This is a genomic window from Halomonas sp. HL-93 (assembly GCF_900086985.1).
Taxonomy (GTDB): Bacteria; Pseudomonadota; Gammaproteobacteria; order Pseudomonadales; family Halomonadaceae; genus Vreelandella.
Map to the genome: position 1 here is coordinate 2699029 of NZ_LT593974.1, position 19181 is coordinate 2718209.

Here is a 19181-nt window from a genome sequence, read left to right on the forward strand (position 1 = left end):
CATCAAGCCACCGAAGGTTATCGCCCGACAAAGTCTGGCTCCTACAGGAGCTGAGTGCATGAAGTGAGTCTCGAAGGAACACAGCTCGTTGAGCGATCAGCAATAACATTAACAGTTTCTGAGGTGATAAAATCAGACCGGCGCTTGATGGATGGTCGAGGGCATCGCCAGGCCTCAAGATGACTTAAAACAATCATTCAGAGAACTAAAGAGAGCCGCAATGGCGTCCAAGACAGAAGCTCCGAGACTGGCAATCATTGCCGATGACCTGACCGGCGCGCTCGACTCCAGCGCGGCGTTTGCACGCTATGGCTTTCGCACCCATGCCGTGACCTCACCAGAGGCCATCCAACGTGTAGTAGCCGAGCGATGCCCTGAAATTCTGGCCATCTCGACACAAACGCGCGATGCCTCCCCAAATGAAGCGAGAAAGCGAGTCGCTCAAGCGATGAGGGCATTGCCTGCCGGCACGCACATCTTCAAGAAGGTCGACTCCCGGCTCAAAGGGCCGATCGCCGCCGAGCTTGACGAAATTCCCTACCGCAGGATCGTCGCCATGCCAGCGATCCCGCAATTTGATCGGATCGTCCTCAACGGCTGCGTCAGCGGCTTTGGCGTGGACTCGCCGATCTCGGTAGCCGACGCCCTCGGCCACCATGCCAGCAATGCATGTATACCCGATACGTTGCATGACAAAGACATGGACCAGTGGATCGGCGCCTACGCCACCGACTCCCTATTTCTCGGCGCACGCGCTCTGGCGGAGCGTTTGGCAATGCACATGGCCGACCACCCCATCCCGCAAGACTCGTCCTTGTCGTACCCGCCAGCGCTGTGTATAACCGCAGGTTCAAGAGATACAATTACGTTGGCTCAGATTGACGCGCTACTAGCAGCCAGACGCGATGCCGCATATGTACCGGCCCCGAATGGCTGCCTAGACATAGAGCCGCTGCCAACAGCACCGTTGACGGTGCTGCAGGCAGTCCCCGGCCCCACAACAATGCCAGCATCAACGGTTGCCACCCATCTTGCCTCATCCCTAAAAAGACTTACCGGCGAGAACGACGTGACCTGGCTTCTCACCGGAGGGGCGACGGCTGAGGCTGTGTTGCATTGCAACGGCATCCTGGAAATGGAAATACTCGGTGAAATTCTTCCCGGACTTCCGGTCTGCCGTACTGGGGATATTGTGTTTATCACGAAATCGGGCGGCTTTGGCGCGGATGATACACTTGTAAGAGTCGCCGAAATGATCTGCACAATTTAGCGAAAAAGCTGCATGACTGATCAACGAGAACCCACATCGGGACGCCGCAGTTTAGGCGAGATGGTCTACGACCAGATGCAACCAACCATCGCCGACATCATGAGTACGCAGATTGTCAGTTTCATTTGGCAATCTAGTCCGGGTTAGAGATGTGCTTTCGATTAAAAACACAACTGCCCCATGCGTTAGCACTTGCACGAGGCAGTAGTGTTATTGGTGGTAGTCACTTAAATAATGCAGAGCTATTCCGCATCGCCAGCAGCTAACCATTCATCAATCAAGTCACGATTCTCATCGATCCAAGTCTTGGCACCTTCCACAGGGTCACCGGTTTGCTCGATTTCGGCCATCAGGCCACCCAGCGTATCGTCGTCCATGTGCCAGTCGTTGAGCACGGACGTAAGCCAGGGATCATCATCACCGAAATCTTTGCGCGACATCCAGTGAATATCATCACTTTCGCCGTAAACGCCTTCAGCGTCTTCTAGATATTTGAGGTCGTACTCGGCAAAGGCCCAGTGCGGACTCCATAGCGTCACAACGATCGGCTCTTCTCGCTCATAAGCGTCACTCAGTGCGGCCATCATGGCGGGTTCAGAGCTGTTAGTTTGATCAAGTGACAATTCGTACGCTTCTATTACTTCGTCGGTAGAGCCTGCAATCGCCGAACCTGAATCAATGCCAAGAATCGTTGGGCTACCTTGATATTCATAATCCTCGGCGTTCTCACCAAGTTCCTGGATAGTGTCGATTTCCACGTAGTCCGGCACGACCAGGCCCAGTTTAGTGCCTTCGTACCAAACATCGTGCACGTCGATCTCATCCTCGTGGGGTTCAAGGAAAGAGGCATCCGTGTTAGGTAACCAGATTTCCAGTGAGAGGTCGAAGTCATCGTTGGCCAGACCACTATAAAGTGCGCTCTTGCTGACGTCGGAGAGCTCAATGTCGTAACCGTGCTTTTCTTCAAGAATGATCTTCCACATATTGGCGACGGCAATGTTCTCGGCCCAGTTGTTGGTCCCGATCACCAATGACTTGTCATTGTCCGCTTGAACGACAGTTGTCGCTGCGAACAATCCTACCAATAAAGCCGATGATGACATTTTATTCATATCAAGCTCCTCTCTTTTGTTTTAGACATTCTAAAAATTCAATCGTAGCAGGTTATTATCGAATGACGATCGACATTACCGCATAGCCATCATGAGAAAAAAGAATGCGATGCCGTTTCCCTAGGTATATCCCAGCAGTCTTGAATCGAAGGGATAATCGGACAGCAGCTCCACTTTTCCGTCGTCGCGGACGTAGAGCTGTTCTTCAAGCTTGACGCCTTCACCCCCCTTCTCGTGGCCGATAAAGCTCTCCACGCACAGCGTCATTCCCGGCTCAATAATGCCGTCGTAGCCCTTGTCGTCGATATCTTCACGATGAACGATGTAGGGATACTCGCCATTCATGCCAACGCCATGGGCCAGGGCGAAGTAACGGCGCGCCTTGTAGGCTTCGGGCAGTTGCCAGGCACGCTCGGCGTACTCCTTGAAACTGATGCCGGGGCTGATGTTTTGCATATTGGTACTTATCTGTTCATACGCCATGGCGTAGAGGTCTTTCTGGGCCCGGCTTGCCTGGCCATCGCCACACAGGAAAGTACGTGAGAAATCAGCATAATAGCCGTAGCGTCCTACCACGTCGGTATCGAGCGCCACCAGCTCGCCCTCCTGGATGATTCGGTCTGAGCACTCCTGGAACCATGGATTGGTGCGCGGTCCCGAGTTCATCAATCGCGTCTCGACAAAGTCAGCATCGGTTTCGATGATGTGCTGATGCAGCCTCGACCACACGGCGTTTTCGCTCATGCCCGGCTGAATGGCCGTTTCAAGCTTGCGCACCCCGTCTTCTACCGCGCGCAGCGACGAACGGACCATCTTGATCTCATTGGGTACCTTGATGGCACGCGCCAACTCCAGCGGTGCCTGGGCATCCAACACCTCGAAGCCACTCGCCTTCAACATGAAGGCCGCTTCCGGCGTGGCGCTTTCGATACCGATACGCTTACCGCCCCCGCATTGCCGAACAAGGTCGATAATCTCGTCCGCCCAGGCGCGGGTCACCGCCTCGGTGTTTTTCTCATTGAAGTAATAAGAAATCGCTTTCGCCGAACGAATCTCATCCACCGTGGGCAGGTGCTTGGCCAGGTGCTCGCAGCCGGAAAACTCGAACAACACCACCGGCCCCTCGGCAGGGACGAACGCATAGCGCGCCGGGTTGCGGGAACTGTAGACCTGCATGTTGCGCGACCCGGTGGCATAACGGACATGTGCCGGATCAAAGAGCACCACCGCGGCCAGGTCACGTTTGACGAGTTCACGCCTAACCCGGCCAAGACGATCAAGTAATACCTGTTCGATCTCGGCGTGCGTCGGCTCGCAATCGCTGGGCGCATGGGTCGGCGGAAGAATGCCGAGGGTATCGAGATCCATCTTCATGGTCTCTCCTCTTCATTAAAAATATAGGGATGCGTACTTAGTCGATCAGCCCGTCAGTACGCTCGGCATCGCGGACTTCCGCCTGGATATGCTGTTCGGCGACACGCCCGTACAGCTGGCGCGTGCGCTCCAGCTTGCCGACCACGCCGGGTTGCTGCGAATAGGCGAAAATGGCCGTCAACCGTGGCGTATCACCTTGCACCTCTGAGACGCGGTGCAGACTGAAGCGCCCTTTGAAAAGTTGTAAGTCCCCCGGACGCAGATCCAGGCGCTTTATAGGTGTTGAGTCATCCTCACGAATCACCGCGCTGACACCGGTATAGTTTTCGTACTGGGGCGTACGAATACCCGGGCAATACTCGAAAACGCCGCCCGCTTCGGGCTGCTGCGTCATCATGGTGACGATGAATTCGTTGGTGTCGTAGTGCCACGGCTGCTGAGTACCATCGGGCAATACGTTGAGCACGAGGCCAGCGAAAGGGTCGGCGTACTCATAAATTTGCTCTTCGCCCAGACAGCGGGCCACCAGCGACTTCATGGCCTTGGAGACATAGAGCCGATGAATCAGGCTGTCGGCCGTGATCATGTCCCGTGTAACGAAACCGCTGGTACGCGTCATGAATATCCGGCGGGGATCATCATCCGGCAGCGAGGGGTCATCAGCCGTAAAATAGGCGTTGACCTGGCGCGTGTTGAAGAAGCTTTTCTCGGCCATGCGCGCGCTCTCCGCCCGCGCCTGTTCAAGAACGGCCGGATGCAGGAAACCTCGCAGTACCGCACAGCCCTCACGGTCAAGATCACGCCGGGCCGACTCAATGACCTCAATAAGCGACGGGCTATCGGGGTCATCGAGTGGATAACGTTGGGTATCGACGAAAGCAGACAGATCCAGGCGCTCGGCATCCGCCAACTGATCAGCGTTCAGCATTGCATTGCCCTCCAGAAGCAAACGGGAACCGGGCTTGGCACCCGGGCTTATCTGAAGGCATAGTGGATAAACAAGCGCTATTGAGGAAACAATTCCTTGTGATGGATTCCATCGACTTTACCGATAGCTCATCCCGCACGCCGTCACTCGACAATGAGCTGTTGAGCGCCTTCGTGGCCGTGGTGGACAACAATGGGTTCACTGCCGCCGCTAATCAGCTGCACAAGACCCAGTCGACGATTAGTCTGCGCATACGCACCCTGGAAGAACGGCTCGGCACGCGTCTATTGCAGCGTACAAGCCGCCAACTGACACTCACCCAAGATGGGGAAACATTCCTGGTCTACGCCCGTCGCCTGTTGCAATTGCAACGTGAAGCGTTAAGCGTGCTTGGTCACGGCGACCACGACGGCGTGATTCGTTTCGGCCTACCCGAAAATTATGCCGAAGCCTGGCTACCGGCACTATTGGGCCGCTTTGCCGAACGCCACCCTCGCATTCGGCCGCATATTCATTGTCGTATGTCGAGTGAGCTCATCGAGTCGCTGGAAGCGGGAGAACTGGATCTCGTGCTGACCATTCAACACAAGAGCCAACGGCACGGGGTATCAATGGGCCACGAGGAAGTGGTGTGGGCAGCGCATCAGGATTATCGTGTCGCCCCCAATGCGCCACTCGCACTGGCGCTCTTCCCCGACCACTGCCCTTATCGAGAGCGCGCCCTGGAAGCCCTTGCGCGCCTGGGCAGGCAGTGGTCGCTGGAATATACCACCCAAAGCCCTACCGGGCTGCGCGTTGCCGTCAACCTGGGCAAGGCCGTCACGGTCATTGATCGACGCGCCATGCCTGAGAATTGGCGCATCCTCGATGAAGCGGACGGGTTTCCAGCGTTGCCGCCTGCCGAGTTGACGGTTCGACAATCGCCAAGTTTCCAGCATCCTGCGGGGGATACGCTCGTCGACTTGCTGCGTGAACAGCTTCTCTCATAACAGCCTCCACGGCGGCGTCTCGAGACGACTATAACCCCGTGGGGGGATCGTCGATCTCCTGCGCCAGCCATTGGCGGAACAACTTGAGGCTCGCCGACTCCACTTGATGCGGCCGGGTGGCCAACCAATAGGAACGATGCCCGGTGACCTCGACATCGAGCCAAGATACAAGCTCCCCTCTATCCAACTCGCGCTCGACCATGTGTCGGTCAGCGATGGTCAACCCGACGGCGTTAACGGCAGCATGAATCGCCGATTCCAGCAGATCAAACGCGATCCCCCCGCTGGTCTTCACACCTTCGATACCGGCCGCTGAAAGCCAGTGATCCCAGGTATGAAAGCGATCCTCCCCCCACAGGACATGGAGCAGCACCTGGTGATTGAGGTCGAGCGCATCACGCCGCATAGACCCCCTGAGCTTGGGTGCGCAGACGGCGATATGACTTTCCTGCATCAAGTGCACCACCTCGGCATCCGACCACTCACCGGTGCCAAAACGAATCGCCGCATCCAGGTTTTCGTCTCCCACAAGGTCATCATCGGCACGCGTTGTCAGGGACAGCTCCAGATCCGGGTGCAATGATTTCAAGCGCCCCAGTCTTGGGATTAACCACCGATTGGCAAAAGTAGGAGGTGCATTCAGGCGCAGGTGGGAGACAGCATCCGGCTCTTGCAGCCCTCTTACGGTCCAGGCGATGCGGTCAAAGGACTGGCGCAGCACTGGCTGCAACCGCCTTCCCGCGTCCGTCAATCGAAGGTGGCCCGAACCGCGTTGGAAAAGCGACACCCCCAACTGCTCCTCCAGCAACTTGACTTGACGACTGACCGCGCTCTGGGTCACGCAGAGCCGCTGTGCCGCCAGGGTAAAACTCGCACACTCGGCGGCGGCCTCGAAGGCCTTGAGAGCATTGAGTGGGGGTAAGGTGCGTGACATGCGCCGAAACCTCATTGGGTGATTTTTTCGCAGTAACTCACCAGATAATGTCAGCAAACACCTCTCCAATACCAGTCTTGCATGAGTTATTGGAATACCCGGGGTTCACTTTCCTCGTTTGTGGGGCCACAGCTGAGCACCTACTATCACCAAAACATGCCAACTCACCGCCGAGGTTATCTGATGACGGACCGTTCCCACACCGACTGGCAGGCTCGCGCAAGCACGCTCCCGCTACCGCAACTGGCCTATATCGACGGACAATTTGTCCCGGCTCGCAGCGGCGCCACCTTTTCCGCAGAGAATCCTGCCACCGGTCAGGTGCTCACCGAGGTGGCCGCTTGCGACAGCGCCGATGTCGACCGCGCCGTCGCCAGTGCGCGCCGCAGCTTCGAGAGTGGCGAGTGGCGCGACCTGCCCCCGACCGAGCGCAAATCGCGCATGCTCGCCTGGGCGGATGCCATCGAGGCACAGCTTGACGACATTGCGCTACTTGAGACCCTGGAAACCGGCAAGCCGATTGGCCAGACCACCACCGTGGATGTGCCCGGCCTGGTCGGAGGGCTGCGCTGGTATGCCGAGTCCCTCGACAAGCTCTACGGTGAAACGGCGCCTAACGGCGCGACCAGCGTCTGCCTGGTGGAGCGCGAACCGGTGGGCGTCGTCGCCGCCGTGGTGCCCTGGAACTACCCGCTGATTATCGCCAGTTGGAAGATCGGTCCGGCACTGGGCGCTGGCAACTCGGTGATCCTCAAGCCCGCTGAGCAGTCCAGCCTGGCAACCCTCAAGGTGGCAGGGCTTGCTATGGAAGCAGGCATCCCCGCCGGGGCTTTCCAGGTGGTCACGGGGCTTGGTCACATAGCGGGCAAGGCATTGGGCCTGCATGCGGGCGTCGATGCCGTGGGCTTTACCGGCTCCACCGAGGTCGGCAAGGCTTTCCTTGAGTATTCCGCGCACTCCAATATGAAGCGTATCGGCCTGGAGTGCGGCGGCAAGAGCCCGCATATCGTCACGCGTGATGTAGAAGACCTGGACACCATCGCCATGTCGGTCGCCTATGGCGTCTGGTACAACCAGGGCGAGACCTGCCACGCGGGTACCCGCCTTATTGTCGATCGAACCGTCAAGCAAGCGCTGCTTGCCAAGCTCCGCGGTTGGGCCGAGGCACTTCAGCCCGGTGACCCGCTCGACCCCGCCGTGCAGATGGGGGCAATGATCGAGCAGTCACACATGGAAAAGGTTCAGGGCTATCTCGAACATGGCCAGCGCGAAGGGGCTCGCCTGCTATTCGGCGGTGAGCAAGTGCGCAGCGAAAGCGGCGGGTACTACCTGACCCCGGCCGTACTCGACGATGTCACCAACGATATGCGGGTGGCCCGCGAAGAGATCTTCGGCCCGGTACTCGTCGTAATCACCGTGGACGACCTGGATGAGGCATTGGCCATCGCCAATGACACCGACTACGGCCTCGGAGCGGCGATCTGGACAGACCGGCTACGCGACGGCCACCGCGCCGCCCGCGCCCTTCGCGCGGGCACCGTTTGGGTCAACTGTTACGACCACACATCGATCAATGCGCCGTTTGGTGGCTACAAGCAATCCGGCCAGGGTCGCGACAAATCGCTCCATGCTTTTGACAAGTACACCGAACTCAAAACCACCTGGATCGAGATTTGAGCCCTATGCCCCTGAACCATTTTCATACCGGACGTCAGACACCGATCATCGCAGGACCTGGCACTCTTGGGCAGCTACCCGAGCTTCGCCGCCGCCTGGGGACCAGCCGTTATATGCTCATCAGTGACCAGGGCCTTGCCGCGACCGGCCTGGTCGATGCCCTGGTCGACGACCTAACGGCTGATGCCGAGGTAGATACCTTCCTGGCACCGGCGGGCGAACCCAGCGTCGCTACCGCCGATGCGGCCGCGACCGTAGTTCGTGCCCTGCCCGGCCGCCCCCTGGTGATTGGGCTGGGTGGCGGCACCGCGCTGGACATCGCCAAGCTGGTCGCTGCCCTGGCAGAAAGCCCGGGCGACATGGCGGATTACCTGCTGGCCAAGACCCCTTGGGCAGGGCGCGTACCCGCCGTGATGGTGCCAACTACCTCGGGTACCGGCTCCGAAGTCACGCGAACCTCAATCCTCACCGACCCAGAGGGACGCAAGCTTTGGGCCTGGGGCGACGAGCTGCTGCCCGACGCCGTCCTGCTCGACCCGGCATTAACGCTTGGCCTGCCCGCTACGCTCACGGCTACCACCGGCCTGGATGCCTTTGTCCACGCCCTGGAGGCCACGACCGGCCAGGGGCAACACACGTTCATAGAAGCTACAGCGCTGCAGGCCATCCGGCTGGTAGGCGCGGCCCTGCCCAATGCAGTGGCCGCCCCGGATGACCTGGTGGCCCGCCAACGCATGCAGGAAGCCGCTTGCCTGGCGGGCCAGGCTATCGATAATGGCGGTACCGGCATCGCCCATAACATTGGCCATGCCCTGGGTAGCTGTTACCACCTTCCCCACGGTATCGCCGTAACACTCGCCCTAGAGGCATCGCTGGCCTGGTCCGTGACAGGTAATGAAGCACGCTTCGCGCCAGCGGCCCATGCCCTGAAGGCAGGTTCCGAAGCCCAAGAATTGCCCAGGCTGTTCCGAGAGCTTGCTGATCAGACCCACTTCAACCAGGCCCTTTCCCCCTTCACCACGCTGACCCTGGACGCTGAGGCGCTAGCTTTGACCATGCAAAAAGACGAGAACGCGCCCATGGCCCGCAACGCGGCTCGCCGTCCAACGGGCGATGATTGGCAATGGCTCGCCGACGCCACGGTGGCCGTGTTCACGCGCCGCGTCGCCGAGCTTGCCACCCAGAACCGGGAGATCAGCGCATGAACGTGATCGAGCGCATCGAGATCAGTCAGCACCAGTGCGAGCTCGACCCACCCTTCCCGGCGGCCTGGGATAGCCAACCCCGGCGCAAGTTTCCGGCCGCCATCGTTCGCGTGATCGACAGCGAAGGCCGTGAGGGGATCGGCTCGGGCGATGCCATGTATGGCTTCGACGACTTCCGGTCGCTATTTATTGGGCAGGACCCCTTAGCCATCGAACGCCACAGCGCCGTTATCGACAACATCGGCTTTCATGCCGGGCGCTGCTGGCCACTGGAAGTCGCTCTATGGGACTTGATCGGCAAGATCAAAGCCCAACCGTTATGGCAATTGTTGGGCGGCACTTCGTCACGCCTGAAGGCATACGCCTCCAGCGGCACCCATCGCCCTACCGAGCAGGTCGTTGCCCTCGCCGAACAGGTTCGCGACGCAGGTATCCCCGCCCTGAAACTACGCTTTGGCCGTCAGCGTCTTGAAGATGACCTCGCGGTGCTCGCCGCCGTACGTCGTGCCGTCGGCAAAGATCTCGACCTGATGGTCGACTGCAACCAGGGCTGGCGGATGCCGTGGGATACCCAGGCCCCCTGGGACCTGGCCAAGGCCAGCGAAGTGGCTGAGGAGTTGATTCACCATGATGTGCTGTGGATGGAAGAGCCGCTCTATCGCGGCGACTACCCCGGCATGAATGCCCTCAACGACCTGACCGGCGAGCGGCTGAAAATCGCCGGAGGCGAGATGACCCGCGAACCCTACGAATTCCGCGAAATGCTGCGGCAGCAGTGCCTTGACGTCTACCAGCCGGACGCCGTGTGCTCAATCGGCCTGCTTGGCTTATCGCGGCTGGCGAAAGAAGTCACCACGGCGGGCAAATGGTTCACGCCGCATACCTGGGGCAATGGCATCGGTCTTGCCGCCAACCTGCATCTCACCGCCGGAGCGGTTGGCCCGGCTGGCTGTCCTTATCTGGAGTACCCTTTCGACCCGCCGGAATGGACACCCGAAGTGCGCGACTTCCCGCTGACCACCGCGATCAAGCCTGATGCCAAAGGCTGGCTGACACTCTCTGACGAACCTGGCCTCGGCATTACACTGGATGAAGCACGTCTCGCGGCCACCCGCGCCAACCAGGCAACTTGGCAATAGCGGCTGTCATAAATGCTTTTTTGCGGCAATACGCGCCAAGCTCTGTTTCTGGCATCGCGGAGGGGTCAATGGCCAAGATTTATTTTTGCGGCACGTAGTTGCTGCAACTTATTTAGTTGAACTCAGGCATTTTAGGTTTTTGTGTTATCAACCCCTTCAGCCATCAAGCAAAGAAGCTCATACATGAGGGTGGCGCCCATCAATGCCGTGATACCGCTGGGATCAAAGGGGGGTGATACTTCTACGACATCAGCACCAATGAGCGGTAAACCGCGGAAACCACGTACGAGCTGAAGTGCTTGCAGGCTGGTAAGGCCACCGACTTCGGGTGTACCGGTACCAGGGGCGAACGCGGGATCGATGCTGTCGATATCGAACGATAAATACACCGGCCCATTGCCGACGACGCGACGGGCTTCCGCGATGACCGCGTCAATACCCAACGCATCCACTTCTTCCATAAACATGACGCGCATGCTGGTGTCATGAGAATAGTCCCAGCCTTGCGTCGTGTTCTGGGCACCACGAATACCGATCTGCACGGTACGCTTGGGATCGACCAGGCCCTGTTCACAGGCGAGGCGAAAGGGTCCGCCATGGTGAAATTTCGATCCTTGAAACTCGTCCCAGGTATCGGTGTGGGCATCAATTTGGATCAATCCTACGGGGTCGTCGGCCGCTAAGCCGCGTAAAATGGGAAACGTAACTGAATGATCGCCACCAGCGCTCAGTGGAATAACGCCTGCGTTTCGAATGGCCGCGTAATAGGCGGCAATATCATCAGAGACTTTTTCAAGGTCGTAGATTGAGGAAAATCGCACATCGCCGATGTCAGCAATGCGTGCCTGGGCAAAGGGGTCCAGTCCGGTGATGTGATGCGCGCTGCGCATCATGCTCGACTGGTTGCGTATTTCACGGGGTCCGTGACGAGTGCCGGGACGATTGCTGACGCCGCCATCAAACGGAATCCCCACCAAGGCAATATCCAGCGCTTCCAAAGTGTCGGCAAGCGGAGCCCGCAGGAAGCTTGCGATCTCTCGGTAACGGGGTTCGTGGCGGGGTAGGTAATGTTCGCCAGTGGCGGCATTGAGGCGAGTGCCGTCTGTGCCTTTGGCCATTTTATGCTCCTTATTGGCTTAAGCGCGCCAAGCTGGCGGCTAACAGTTGCGTGCCAACGACGGCGTCATCGAGCTCGGTATGTTCATCCGGATGATGACTAAGCCCCTTGTGACAAGGCACAAACAGCATGGCCGTTGGGCAGTGGTTGGCGAGATGAATGGCATCATGAAAGGCGCCCGATACCAAGTGAGGCGCAGTGATCCCTAGCTCGCCTGCAGTGGCATCGATTTGTGCCGTCAGGGTGTCAGGAAAAGCCACCGGCTCAATCCGGGATAGCGAGGCAAGCGTTACCCGGCAACCTGCCCAGGTTTGTTGTGTGATGTCGTTGAACGTGGCTTCCAATGCTTTGAGTGTTGCTCCCTCTGGGTGTCGTAAATCGATACTGAAGGTGACGCGGTCGGGAATCGTGTTCACTGAGCCAGGGCTGACATCGAATTTGCCGATGGTAAAGCGCACACGATCTTCGCTATCCCGTGCTGCTTCCCTTAGCGCGGTTGCCACCGCGCAGGCGCCTTCTAATGCATCGCGTCGATGGGCACGCGGTGTGGTGCCCGCGTGGTTGGCGCTACCCTCCACGGTAACTTCAAACCAACTCACTCCCTGAATGCCCTCGACGACCCCCACAGAGGCCCCCTTTCGCTCAAGGATGGGCCCTTGCTCAATGTGCAACTCAATAAAGGCGTGCATAGGCGTCGCCATCGGACGACGAGGCACGTCGGCGGCGTCCATTTCGGCCAAGCACATATCAAGTGCATGCCCCATCGTCATGCCCTCGCTATCTTTAATCAGCCGGGTTGCCTCAAGGCTTCGCACATTGCAGAAAACTGCCGACCCGGAGGTTCCAGGAGAGAAACGCGCCCCTTCTTCGTTTGTCCAGCTCACCAGGGATAAAGGGTGGCGTGGGGTAAAGCCAGCCGCTTTAAGCGCGCGAAGCGCTTCAAGGCCGGCTAATACCCCCAATGCACCATCGTATTTGCCACCTGCCGGTTGGCTGTCGAGATGACTGCCTGTCACGACAGGGGCTAGCTCTGGGTCGCTGCCGGGCAGATCAAGAAATACGTTACCCATCGCGTCGACGCTCGCGTTAGCCCCTAGCTCGCTGGCCTGTTCAACAAGCCATCGCCTTGCACTGATGTCATGGCTGTCCAACGCTAAACGCGCCACACCGCCATCTTCGCGAGCACCGATCATCGCAAGTGTCGCCAGATCCTTGGCTAGACGCCGCGGGTTGACGGCTGCCGCAATAGCAGGGAGATCACAAGCGGTTTGATCGTTGGGCGAGGCAGGGTCGTGGACCATTGGGCTCTCCGTCACTGTGTTGTTTATTCGTGAACCTCGAAATGCACTTCCACCGGCTCGCAGTCCTCCCCATTGATCGGGATGATGTCCTGAGGGCAGGATGACATGGCCACGACACAGTCCATTTCAGCGCGTAGGTCGACGTAATCACCTGGCTTAGAAACAGGCGGACACCAGTCAACGTTCATCTGATCATTAACCGGAATGTTCATCCACAAATTGAACGGTTGGGGAACTTCGGGGGCATCAATGCCAATGGCTTTCATGGCCAGGCGGAGGTTATCAGCGCAATTGTCGTGGTAGTCCTCGACGCCTAACGTCATGTATCGAAACAGGTCGCAGGCGGCCATTAACGTATCGTGAATGCCAGGAGAGGTATCTGCTGTGAGGGTCATGATCGGACGGCGACGGTTGCTTATCAGCGGGTCGCCGACTTTGGGGATTAACCCGCTGAGCCAGGCACGGCCATGCTCCCAGGACATGAATTCATTGAGATTGTGGGTGCTGAACGCCCAGGTATCGCACACCTGGGTTCCGTGCGTATTGATGATGCGGATAGTCTGCCCCGCTTTTAGACGCACTGCTCGGCCACCCCGGGCAGCCACTTCATAACGCTCCCCCAAGACAGGCGTGCCGTCCGGGGAAATTGGCGTGTCCAGCGTGTGGTTATGTCCGCAGGGCTCAGTGTTACTTTTGGGCAGTTGCTCAATACGCGCATGATCAAAGGGTGTCGCAGTATTCATAGGGTTCTCCAAGGATGTTGACCATCGCCTTTACGTTGTAAAAAGTGGATGGCACCGGTTGATAGACGCAGTACGTCCGTTAATCGATATGGCGCTCGCGCCAGGTATTAAGAAATTGTTGAAGGCGTTCGCTTTGGGGTTGGCGGAATAGCTTGTCAGGCGCGCCGCTCTCCACCACGCGGCCTTGATCCATAAAGATCACCCGGTCGGCCACTTTTGCGGCAAAGCCCATTTCGTGAGTGACCACCACCATGGTCATGCCGTCGGCAGCCAGCTTATTCATTACCTCCAGCACTTCCCCAACCAGCTCAGGGTCGAGAGCGGAAGTAGGTTCATCGAAAAACATCACTCTGGGTTTCATGGCAAGGGCCCTTGCAATGGCGACTCGCTGCTTCTGCCCGCCAGAAAGGCTCTCGGGAAAATGCCCGGCACGGTCGGCCAGGCCGACTTGCTCAAGCATGGCCATGCCTTCCTCGTTAGCATCTCGTCGCGAAAGACCGTTGACCAGTCGCAGCGCTTCGGTCACGTTCTCAAGCGCGGTGCGATGGGGCCATAAATGGAAATGCTGAAACACCATGCCGACCTGCGCGCGTACTTCGTCCACGCGCTTCTCGCTTGTGCGAACGCGTTTCCCACCGCTGTCTTCGTAGCCCAACAGTTGGCTGTCGATATAAACGCTGCCGTGATCATAGGGCTCCAAGAAAGCCAGGCAACGCAACAGGGTCGATTTACCTGATCCTGAGGGCCCTATCACACACACCACCTCGGAAGGCAAAAGACTGAAGTCGATATCGGTCAGCACCTCAAGGTCGCCAAATTGCTTGCTTACGCCCTGCGCCTCGACAATCGCTTTTTGTCGGTTAGACGGTGATGTCGCTAACGTGTCAACCATGGGCATGGCGGGTATCTCCTCGTGGTTCGATGGGGCGTGGCTGACGATTGGCTAAGCGCTTCTCCAGTGCATAGCCGCCTCGTGCAATCAGTTCGATGATCAGCCAGTAGAGCAAGGCAACCGCCAGGTAGGGCTCAATGACTTGAAACGTCTGATTGACGATAGACGTGGCATTTTTGGTCAGGTCATCCACCGAGATGATCGATATCAGGGCAGACTCCTTCACCAAAATGATTAGCTGGTTGGTGCTTGGCGGCACTATCAAACGCGCCATTTGAGGAATCTGGATTCGGGTTAACACATGCCATGGGGAGATACCGAGCATGCGCGCCGCTTCCACATGTCCTTTTGGAACTGACTTGAAACCGCCCCGGTAAATTTCTGCGAAATATCCCGCGCCGTATAACCCGATACCGACAACGCCAGCGACGCTCGCGCTTAAGTCTAAACCTATGCTTGGACCACCGTAGTAGAGTAAAAACAGCAGAATTAGCAGCGGAATTCCTCGACATATCTCCACGTAACAAGCCACCGGATAGCCGAATAGCCGGGGGTTCGCGAGCCTAAGGGCGGCAAGCACCAAACCGAGCGAAAGGGCCAGCACGCAGCCCAAAAAGCAGATCCATACCGTGTTCCACAAGCCTTGTAGAATAAGTTCACGTGCTTCCCATAGCATTGCGATATCAAACATGTAGGACGCTCCCTTACTCGGTGGCGAGACCGCCGACCATGCGGCGTTCCAAATAAGCGCTGACGCGTGCCAGCACCAGGTTTACGGCCAGATAAAGCAACGCCGCCGCCAAGTACGTTTCCAGTGGCTGAAACGTACGCGATGCAATTTGCTCGCTAACCCGCATCAACTCCGTCACTGCAATCACCGAGATGAGCGATGAGTTTTTGAGGATAGTGATGATTTCGTTTGTTAATGGTGGCAACGTAAGGCGGAACACCTGAGGCATGATGATGCGCTTCCGGGTTTGCCAATCCGAGATCCCCGCCATACGGGCGGCTTCTATTTGGCCAGCTGGAATGTGGCTGATCCCGCTGCGAAAAATTTCCGATTGAAACGCTGCCGTATTCAACGTGAGTGTGAGTATCGCCGCATAGATAGGGGCTATTTCTATACCCACTTCCGGCAGCAGGTAGTAGACCAACAGCAATTGCAGCAGGATGGGCGTCCCTCGCCAAAAGCTTCGGTAAAGGCCGCATGGCCAGGATAAAAGGCGATATCGGCTCATCAATCCGAAAGCCAGTAAGACACCCAGTACCAAGCCAAATGCGATGGCGGAAAGCGAGACCACCAATGTGGTGGTCAAGCCTTCAACAAGAGCCGGATAGTGGTTGAGCAGAATCTCAAACATATGGCACTCAGAGCGTTAGTGGCGGTTTATTCTGCGGAAGGAAGCTCATCGGGCAGATCCATTGTGGAACCGAACCATTTTTCCTGTAGCTCTTCGAGCGTACCGTCCTCATTGAGCCGTTGGATTTGCTCGTCCATAAAGGCATTTAGCGAAGCACTTTCCTCGTTATCACGGCCCGCCCAAGAGAAGTAAACCGGATCACCAAAGGTGCCGACGACCTCAAAGACCTCTGGGCGCGTACGCTCGGCTTCTAGCAGGTTAGGCAAGCTGTTGATGACCACATCGACTCGTCCGTTTCCCAACTCGGCAAAGGCCTCATCGACGCCTGTGTAGGTGCGGATGTCCTCAACCGGTGTTCCTGCCTCCTCTAGCTCTGCGGCTAACGCTTCCAGGGCTTCTAATTGCGCCGACCCCGACTGCGCTGCCGCGACTTTGCCCGCGATGTCTTCAGGGGAGCTGATGTCGTCTTCACCGGTGCGTTTGAGGATGGCCATGGTCGCGTCGGCGATGGGGGCGCTTAAGTGATAGCGTTCCATGCGTTCCGGGGTGGCGGTCACGGAGGTGACGACATAATCAAACCTCTCGCGCTCCAGACCTGGCAGAATGCCTTGCCAAGGCAGGTCCATACGGATCAATTCCACGTCCTCACCAAGCTCAGGCATGATGTGTTCCATGATGTCAGCTGAGTAGCCGACGATGTCACCGTCTTCAATGTATTCGAAAGGGGCGAAACGCGCTTCAGTGCCGACCGTAAACGTGCCCTCTGAGCGAATATCATCAAGCAAATCGCTATGGGCGGTGGAGGCAAAGCTGACGCTGAGCAGTAAACCAGCGGTAATAGCCGTTGTACGATGCATGGGGATCTCCTCGGACGAGTGATGCTCGGGTCTCAGTGGCGCAAGCCATCTGAGCAACAACACCTTGAGTTAAGCAGGAACCATGCAACAATAAAATTGCTATCTTTCGATGTTCACTCCCGTTTTATTGATGTTAAACGCACTAACGTAGAGCATTCTGATGAAGCTTTCAGCCGCTGATCTTAAAAGCCTTTCCGTCTTTCTGGCCGTCACCGAGCATCGTGGCTTCGCCGGTGCGCAAACGGCGCTCCACATGAGCCAATCCGCGGTCAGCTTCCACATTCGAGCACTTGAAGAACGCGTGGGGTTTACCGTCTGCCGACGGGGACGGCAGGGGTTTGAGCTGACCGAGCGTGGCGCCATTGTCTATGAGCGTGCCAAATTACTGCTGGCTTCGGTCGATGATTTTGACAGCGAGATGAGCGAGTTACGCAGTTCCGTCTATGGCACCCTTCGCTTAGGGGTGGTTGATAACACGATTATGGATGTAGACCTTGATCTACAAGGCGTCATTGGTGAGTTTTTACGCAAAAATCCCAAGGCACGCCTGAATATCAATGTGAGTAGCCCCGACCGTTTAATCGGTGAAATCGCCAACGGAGACGTACAACTTGGGATATTGCCTGAAACGGCCCAAATGGAAGGCTTGCAGCATCGTCAGGTCTATACCGAGGTGCATGGCATGTATTGCGCGAAACGCCATCCACTATTTGAACGCGACAGCCACCAACTCACGGTGGAAGATGTCATTAAGCACCCTTTCGTGGTCAGGCCTTACGCCAATCTTCAAGAGCTTAAGAGCTTTCCCAATGCACAGGTTGGTGCGCATGCCTCCAACATGGAGGCCCAAGCGTTAATGATCTTGAGCGGCCATTTTATTGGCAATTTACCCCATTACTACGCCGCTCATTGGGTTGAGCGTGGTGAGCTCAAAGCGCTACTGCCTGATCAAGTAGAGATCGCGTCGCCCTTTTGCGTCGTTACCCGTGCAGGTCGGCGCCCTTCTCTTATCGTGCGGACCTTTATTCAAGAACTCGTATCCAGGCTTTGGCAAGAATCGCATCTGGCCGATGCTAATAAAGGAGAGGAGTTCACACTTAATGGATATCATTAGACTGGTCCTTGTTGCGGCGGTCGCAATGACCAAGTGCAAGAATCTCGGCTACTTTGACGGCCAAACTCAATTCCTGAAAGTTATAAATAACTAAGATAAGAGCAGCACTTGGGCATCAGCCAGCAGATGCTCAAGCCATAGATACGACTGCTGAAGACCGAAGCCGACAAGCCAAGACTCCAAAATGCTCAATCAGCATCCTCATGAATGAGAAGGGATCAGGGTATCTGGTAGCGACTTCTTTTCCCATGTTATTGGCCCGCCTACTCAGAAAGTGGATGAGATTCTGATGTTGCCTTCGGTATACCTCCCTAACTTCTCGCCACCACGCTAGTCCGCTGCGCTTCTTTACTCCGAATCACCTACATTGCATACAATAATAGACAAAAGTTCAATTTATAGGGGTTTATAACTTAGCTAGATTCAAAACTGCATACAATTTTAGGAAAACAGATGGCGAACGCAGTTCACACAACGCCTTCTCCCGTGGTCCAAACAGCCACGACTAAGGTGCACGAAGTCATCAAGCAGCGGATTCTAGATGGCCACTACCGAGGTCATGAGTACATTCGTGAAGCGAATATCGCCCGTGAACTCGAAGTGAGCAGAACGCCCGTCCGTGAGGCCCTTCGCGAATTGGTATCAGAGGGTTGGCTTGAGATGATTCCCCATCACGGCTCTCGTGTGACGGCCTGGACGGAGAAGGATGCTCGTGAGGTCTTTGAATTGCGACTGGTGTTGGAGCCTATGGCGGTACGCATGGCCTGTGAGCACATGCATAAGGATTGTCTGGTCAGGCTCGAGGCAATGGCTTCAGAAATGGAACAGCTCACTGAGAGGGCCGATACAGAGCCATCGGTACGTAACGTGATCGCCTCACTCAACCACGAGTTTCACCGCGAACTAATTCGCGCGAGTGGAAACCAGCGCCTGAGTGCCGTGTTGGAGAGCGTGGTACGCACCTCGGTAATACGACGTAATTTTGGTAACTACGACCTTGCTAGCCTTCGCCGCAGCATGCGCCATCACCGTGAGATTCTGGAAGCCATCACTGAGGGTAGCCCATTATGGGCCGAACGAGTCATGAGCGCTCACCTACTCGCTGCAAAGTCGCTGCATTTCCGCTTTTCCGATGCTCCTGACTATTAGCGAGCATCCATCCAATAAT

The 19181-nt window shown here is 57.1% G+C and carries 18 protein-coding genes; 7 read left to right on the forward strand and 11 right to left on the reverse strand.

What is annotated here, in order from left to right; all coding sequences use genetic code 11:
* Window positions 1-220: 220 nt before the first annotated feature.
* Window positions 221-1270, forward strand: a complete 1050-nt coding sequence (locus GA0071314_RS12560; RefSeq protein WP_074396961.1) for a four-carbon acid sugar kinase family protein — start codon at window positions 221-223, stop codon at window positions 1268-1270.
* 242 nt (window positions 1271-1512) lie between these two features.
* Here GA0071314_RS12560 and GA0071314_RS12565 read toward each other — a convergent pair whose 3' ends face one another.
* The 3 genes from GA0071314_RS12565 to GA0071314_RS12575 all read right to left on the reverse strand — a co-directional run bounded on the left by GA0071314_RS12565 (window position 1513) and on the right by GA0071314_RS12575 (window position 4684).
* Complete coding sequence (locus tag GA0071314_RS12565) at window positions 1513-2382, reverse strand: glycine betaine ABC transporter substrate-binding protein (protein WP_074396962.1); 870 nt, start codon at window positions 2380-2382, stop codon at window positions 1513-1515.
* Between the two features lie 120 nt (window positions 2383-2502).
* The gene (locus GA0071314_RS12570) at window positions 2503-3756 is read right to left on the reverse strand and encodes a M24 family metallopeptidase (RefSeq protein WP_074396963.1); all 1254 of its coding nucleotides are present in this window, start codon (window positions 3754-3756) and stop codon (window positions 2503-2505) included.
* Between the two features lie 37 nt (window positions 3757-3793).
* A complete protein-coding gene (locus tag GA0071314_RS12575; RefSeq protein WP_074396964.1) occupies window positions 3794-4684 on the reverse strand; it encodes a HalD/BesD family halogenase in 891 nt (296 codons plus the stop codon).
* Between the two features lie 101 nt (window positions 4685-4785).
* Here GA0071314_RS12575 and GA0071314_RS12580 point away from each other — a divergent pair, with 101 nt between their 5' ends.
* Entirely contained in the window at window positions 4786-5673 is an 888-nt protein-coding gene (locus tag GA0071314_RS12580) for a LysR substrate-binding domain-containing protein (RefSeq protein ID WP_074396965.1), read from the forward strand.
* 28 nt (window positions 5674-5701) lie between these two features.
* On the opposite strand, the gene GA0071314_RS12585 is transcribed toward GA0071314_RS12580, so the two are convergent.
* Window positions 5702-6607 carry a LysR substrate-binding domain-containing protein gene (locus GA0071314_RS12585; protein ID WP_074396966.1) on the reverse strand — a complete coding sequence of 302 codons (906 nt, stop codon included), beginning with the start codon at window positions 6605-6607 and terminating at the stop codon, window positions 5702-5704.
* Between the two features lie 183 nt (window positions 6608-6790).
* On the opposite strand from GA0071314_RS12585, the gene GA0071314_RS12590 reads away from it, so the two are divergent.
* Genes GA0071314_RS12590 through GA0071314_RS12600 form a run of 3 tightly spaced genes read left to right on the forward strand, consistent with a single transcriptional unit; the run spans window position 6791 to window position 10628 of the window.
* Window positions 6791-8284 carry an aldehyde dehydrogenase gene (locus tag GA0071314_RS12590; RefSeq protein WP_074396967.1) on the forward strand — a complete coding sequence of 498 codons (1494 nt, stop codon included), beginning with the start codon at window positions 6791-6793 and terminating at the stop codon, window positions 8282-8284.
* A gap of 5 nt (window positions 8285-8289) precedes the next feature.
* Window positions 8290-9489, forward strand: coding sequence for an iron-containing alcohol dehydrogenase (locus tag GA0071314_RS12595; RefSeq protein ID WP_074396968.1), 1200 nt, complete (start codon window positions 8290-8292; stop codon window positions 9487-9489).
* Complete coding sequence (locus GA0071314_RS12600; protein WP_074396969.1) at window positions 9486-10628, forward strand: mandelate racemase/muconate lactonizing enzyme family protein; 1143 nt, start codon at window positions 9486-9488, stop codon at window positions 10626-10628. Before GA0071314_RS12595 ends, GA0071314_RS12600 begins: the two co-directional genes overlap by 4 nt.
* 131 nt (window positions 10629-10759) lie before the next feature.
* On the opposite strand, the gene speB is transcribed toward GA0071314_RS12600, so the two are convergent.
* From speB to GA0071314_RS12635, 7 genes are all read right to left on the reverse strand, one after another.
* The gene (gene speB / locus GA0071314_RS12605; protein WP_074396970.1) at window positions 10760-11746 is read right to left on the reverse strand and encodes an agmatinase; all 987 of its coding nucleotides are present in this window, start codon (window positions 11744-11746) and stop codon (window positions 10760-10762) included.
* 10 nt (window positions 11747-11756) lie between these two features.
* A complete protein-coding gene (locus tag GA0071314_RS12610; protein WP_074396971.1) occupies window positions 11757-13046 on the reverse strand; it encodes a M20 family metallo-hydrolase in 1290 nt (429 codons plus the stop codon).
* A 23-nt stretch (window positions 13047-13069) separates the two neighbouring features.
* On the reverse strand, window positions 13070-13789 hold the full coding sequence (locus GA0071314_RS12615) for a DUF1989 domain-containing protein (RefSeq protein WP_074396972.1): 720 nt from the start codon (window positions 13787-13789) through the stop codon (window positions 13070-13072).
* 79 nt (window positions 13790-13868) lie between these two features.
* A complete protein-coding gene (locus GA0071314_RS12620; protein WP_074396973.1) occupies window positions 13869-14687 on the reverse strand; it encodes an amino acid ABC transporter ATP-binding protein in 819 nt (272 codons plus the stop codon).
* Window positions 14674-15372 carry an amino acid ABC transporter permease gene (locus tag GA0071314_RS12625; protein ID WP_082934251.1) on the reverse strand — a complete coding sequence of 233 codons (699 nt, stop codon included), beginning with the start codon at window positions 15370-15372 and terminating at the stop codon, window positions 14674-14676. The genes GA0071314_RS12620 and GA0071314_RS12625 overlap by 14 nt, the downstream gene beginning before the upstream one ends.
* 13 nt (window positions 15373-15385) lie before the next feature.
* Window positions 15386-16042, reverse strand: coding sequence for an amino acid ABC transporter permease (locus GA0071314_RS12630; protein WP_074396974.1), 657 nt, complete (start codon window positions 16040-16042; stop codon window positions 15386-15388).
* Between the two features lie 26 nt (window positions 16043-16068).
* On the reverse strand, window positions 16069-16899 hold the full coding sequence (locus GA0071314_RS12635) for a transporter substrate-binding domain-containing protein (protein WP_074396975.1): 831 nt from the start codon (window positions 16897-16899) through the stop codon (window positions 16069-16071).
* A gap of 160 nt (window positions 16900-17059) precedes the next feature.
* Here GA0071314_RS12635 and GA0071314_RS12640 point away from each other — a divergent pair, with 160 nt between their 5' ends.
* Together GA0071314_RS12640 and GA0071314_RS12645 are read left to right on the forward strand one after the other, a co-directional pair.
* Window positions 17060-18013, forward strand: a complete 954-nt coding sequence (locus tag GA0071314_RS12640) for a LysR family transcriptional regulator (protein ID WP_074396976.1) — start codon at window positions 17060-17062, stop codon at window positions 18011-18013.
* Between the two features lie 453 nt (window positions 18014-18466).
* Window positions 18467-19162 (forward strand): GntR family transcriptional regulator, encoded by a 696-nt coding sequence (locus tag GA0071314_RS12645; protein ID WP_027336189.1) that lies wholly within the window; start codon window positions 18467-18469, stop codon window positions 19160-19162.
* Window positions 19163-19181: the final 19 nt, after the last annotated feature.

Excerpts from the sequence above, each read along its gene's own strand:
- GA0071314_RS12560 (WP_074396961.1), top strand. The coding sequence starts at position 221 with ATGGCGTCCAAGACAGAAGCTCCGAGACTGGCAATCATTGCCGATGAC.
- GA0071314_RS12565 (WP_074396962.1), bottom strand. The coding sequence starts at position 2,382 with ATGAATAAAATGTCATCATCGGCTTTATTGGTAGGATTGTTCGCAGCG.
- GA0071314_RS12570 (WP_074396963.1), bottom strand. The coding sequence starts at position 3,756 with ATGAAGATGGATCTCGATACCCTCGGCATTCTTCCGCCGACCCATGCG.
- GA0071314_RS12575 (WP_074396964.1), bottom strand. The coding sequence starts at position 4,684 with ATGCTGAACGCTGATCAGTTGGCGGATGCCGAGCGCCTGGATCTGTCT.
- GA0071314_RS12580 (WP_074396965.1), top strand. The coding sequence starts at position 4,786 with ATGGATTCCATCGACTTTACCGATAGCTCATCCCGCACGCCGTCACTC.
- GA0071314_RS12585 (WP_074396966.1), bottom strand. The coding sequence starts at position 6,607 with ATGTCACGCACCTTACCCCCACTCAATGCTCTCAAGGCCTTCGAGGCC.
- GA0071314_RS12590 (WP_074396967.1), top strand. The coding sequence starts at position 6,791 with ATGACGGACCGTTCCCACACCGACTGGCAGGCTCGCGCAAGCACGCTC.
- GA0071314_RS12595 (WP_074396968.1), top strand. The coding sequence starts at position 8,290 with ATGCCCCTGAACCATTTTCATACCGGACGTCAGACACCGATCATCGCA.
- GA0071314_RS12600 (WP_074396969.1), top strand. The coding sequence starts at position 9,486 with ATGAACGTGATCGAGCGCATCGAGATCAGTCAGCACCAGTGCGAGCTC.
- speB (WP_074396970.1), bottom strand. The coding sequence starts at position 11,746 with ATGGCCAAAGGCACAGACGGCACTCGCCTCAATGCCGCCACTGGCGAA.
- GA0071314_RS12610 (WP_074396971.1), bottom strand. The coding sequence starts at position 13,046 with ATGGTCCACGACCCTGCCTCGCCCAACGATCAAACCGCTTGTGATCTC.
- GA0071314_RS12615 (WP_074396972.1), bottom strand. The coding sequence starts at position 13,789 with ATGAATACTGCGACACCCTTTGATCATGCGCGTATTGAGCAACTGCCC.
- GA0071314_RS12620 (WP_074396973.1), bottom strand. The coding sequence starts at position 14,687 with ATGCCCATGGTTGACACGTTAGCGACATCACCGTCTAACCGACAAAAA.
- GA0071314_RS12625 (WP_082934251.1), bottom strand. The coding sequence starts at position 15,372 with ATGTTTGATATCGCAATGCTATGGGAAGCACGTGAACTTATTCTACAA.
- GA0071314_RS12630 (WP_074396974.1), bottom strand. The coding sequence starts at position 16,042 with ATGTTTGAGATTCTGCTCAACCACTATCCGGCTCTTGTTGAAGGCTTG.
- GA0071314_RS12635 (WP_074396975.1), bottom strand. The coding sequence starts at position 16,899 with ATGCATCGTACAACGGCTATTACCGCTGGTTTACTGCTCAGCGTCAGC.
- GA0071314_RS12640 (WP_074396976.1), top strand. The coding sequence starts at position 17,060 with ATGAAGCTTTCAGCCGCTGATCTTAAAAGCCTTTCCGTCTTTCTGGCC.
- GA0071314_RS12645 (WP_027336189.1), top strand. The coding sequence starts at position 18,467 with ATGGCGAACGCAGTTCACACAACGCCTTCTCCCGTGGTCCAAACAGCC.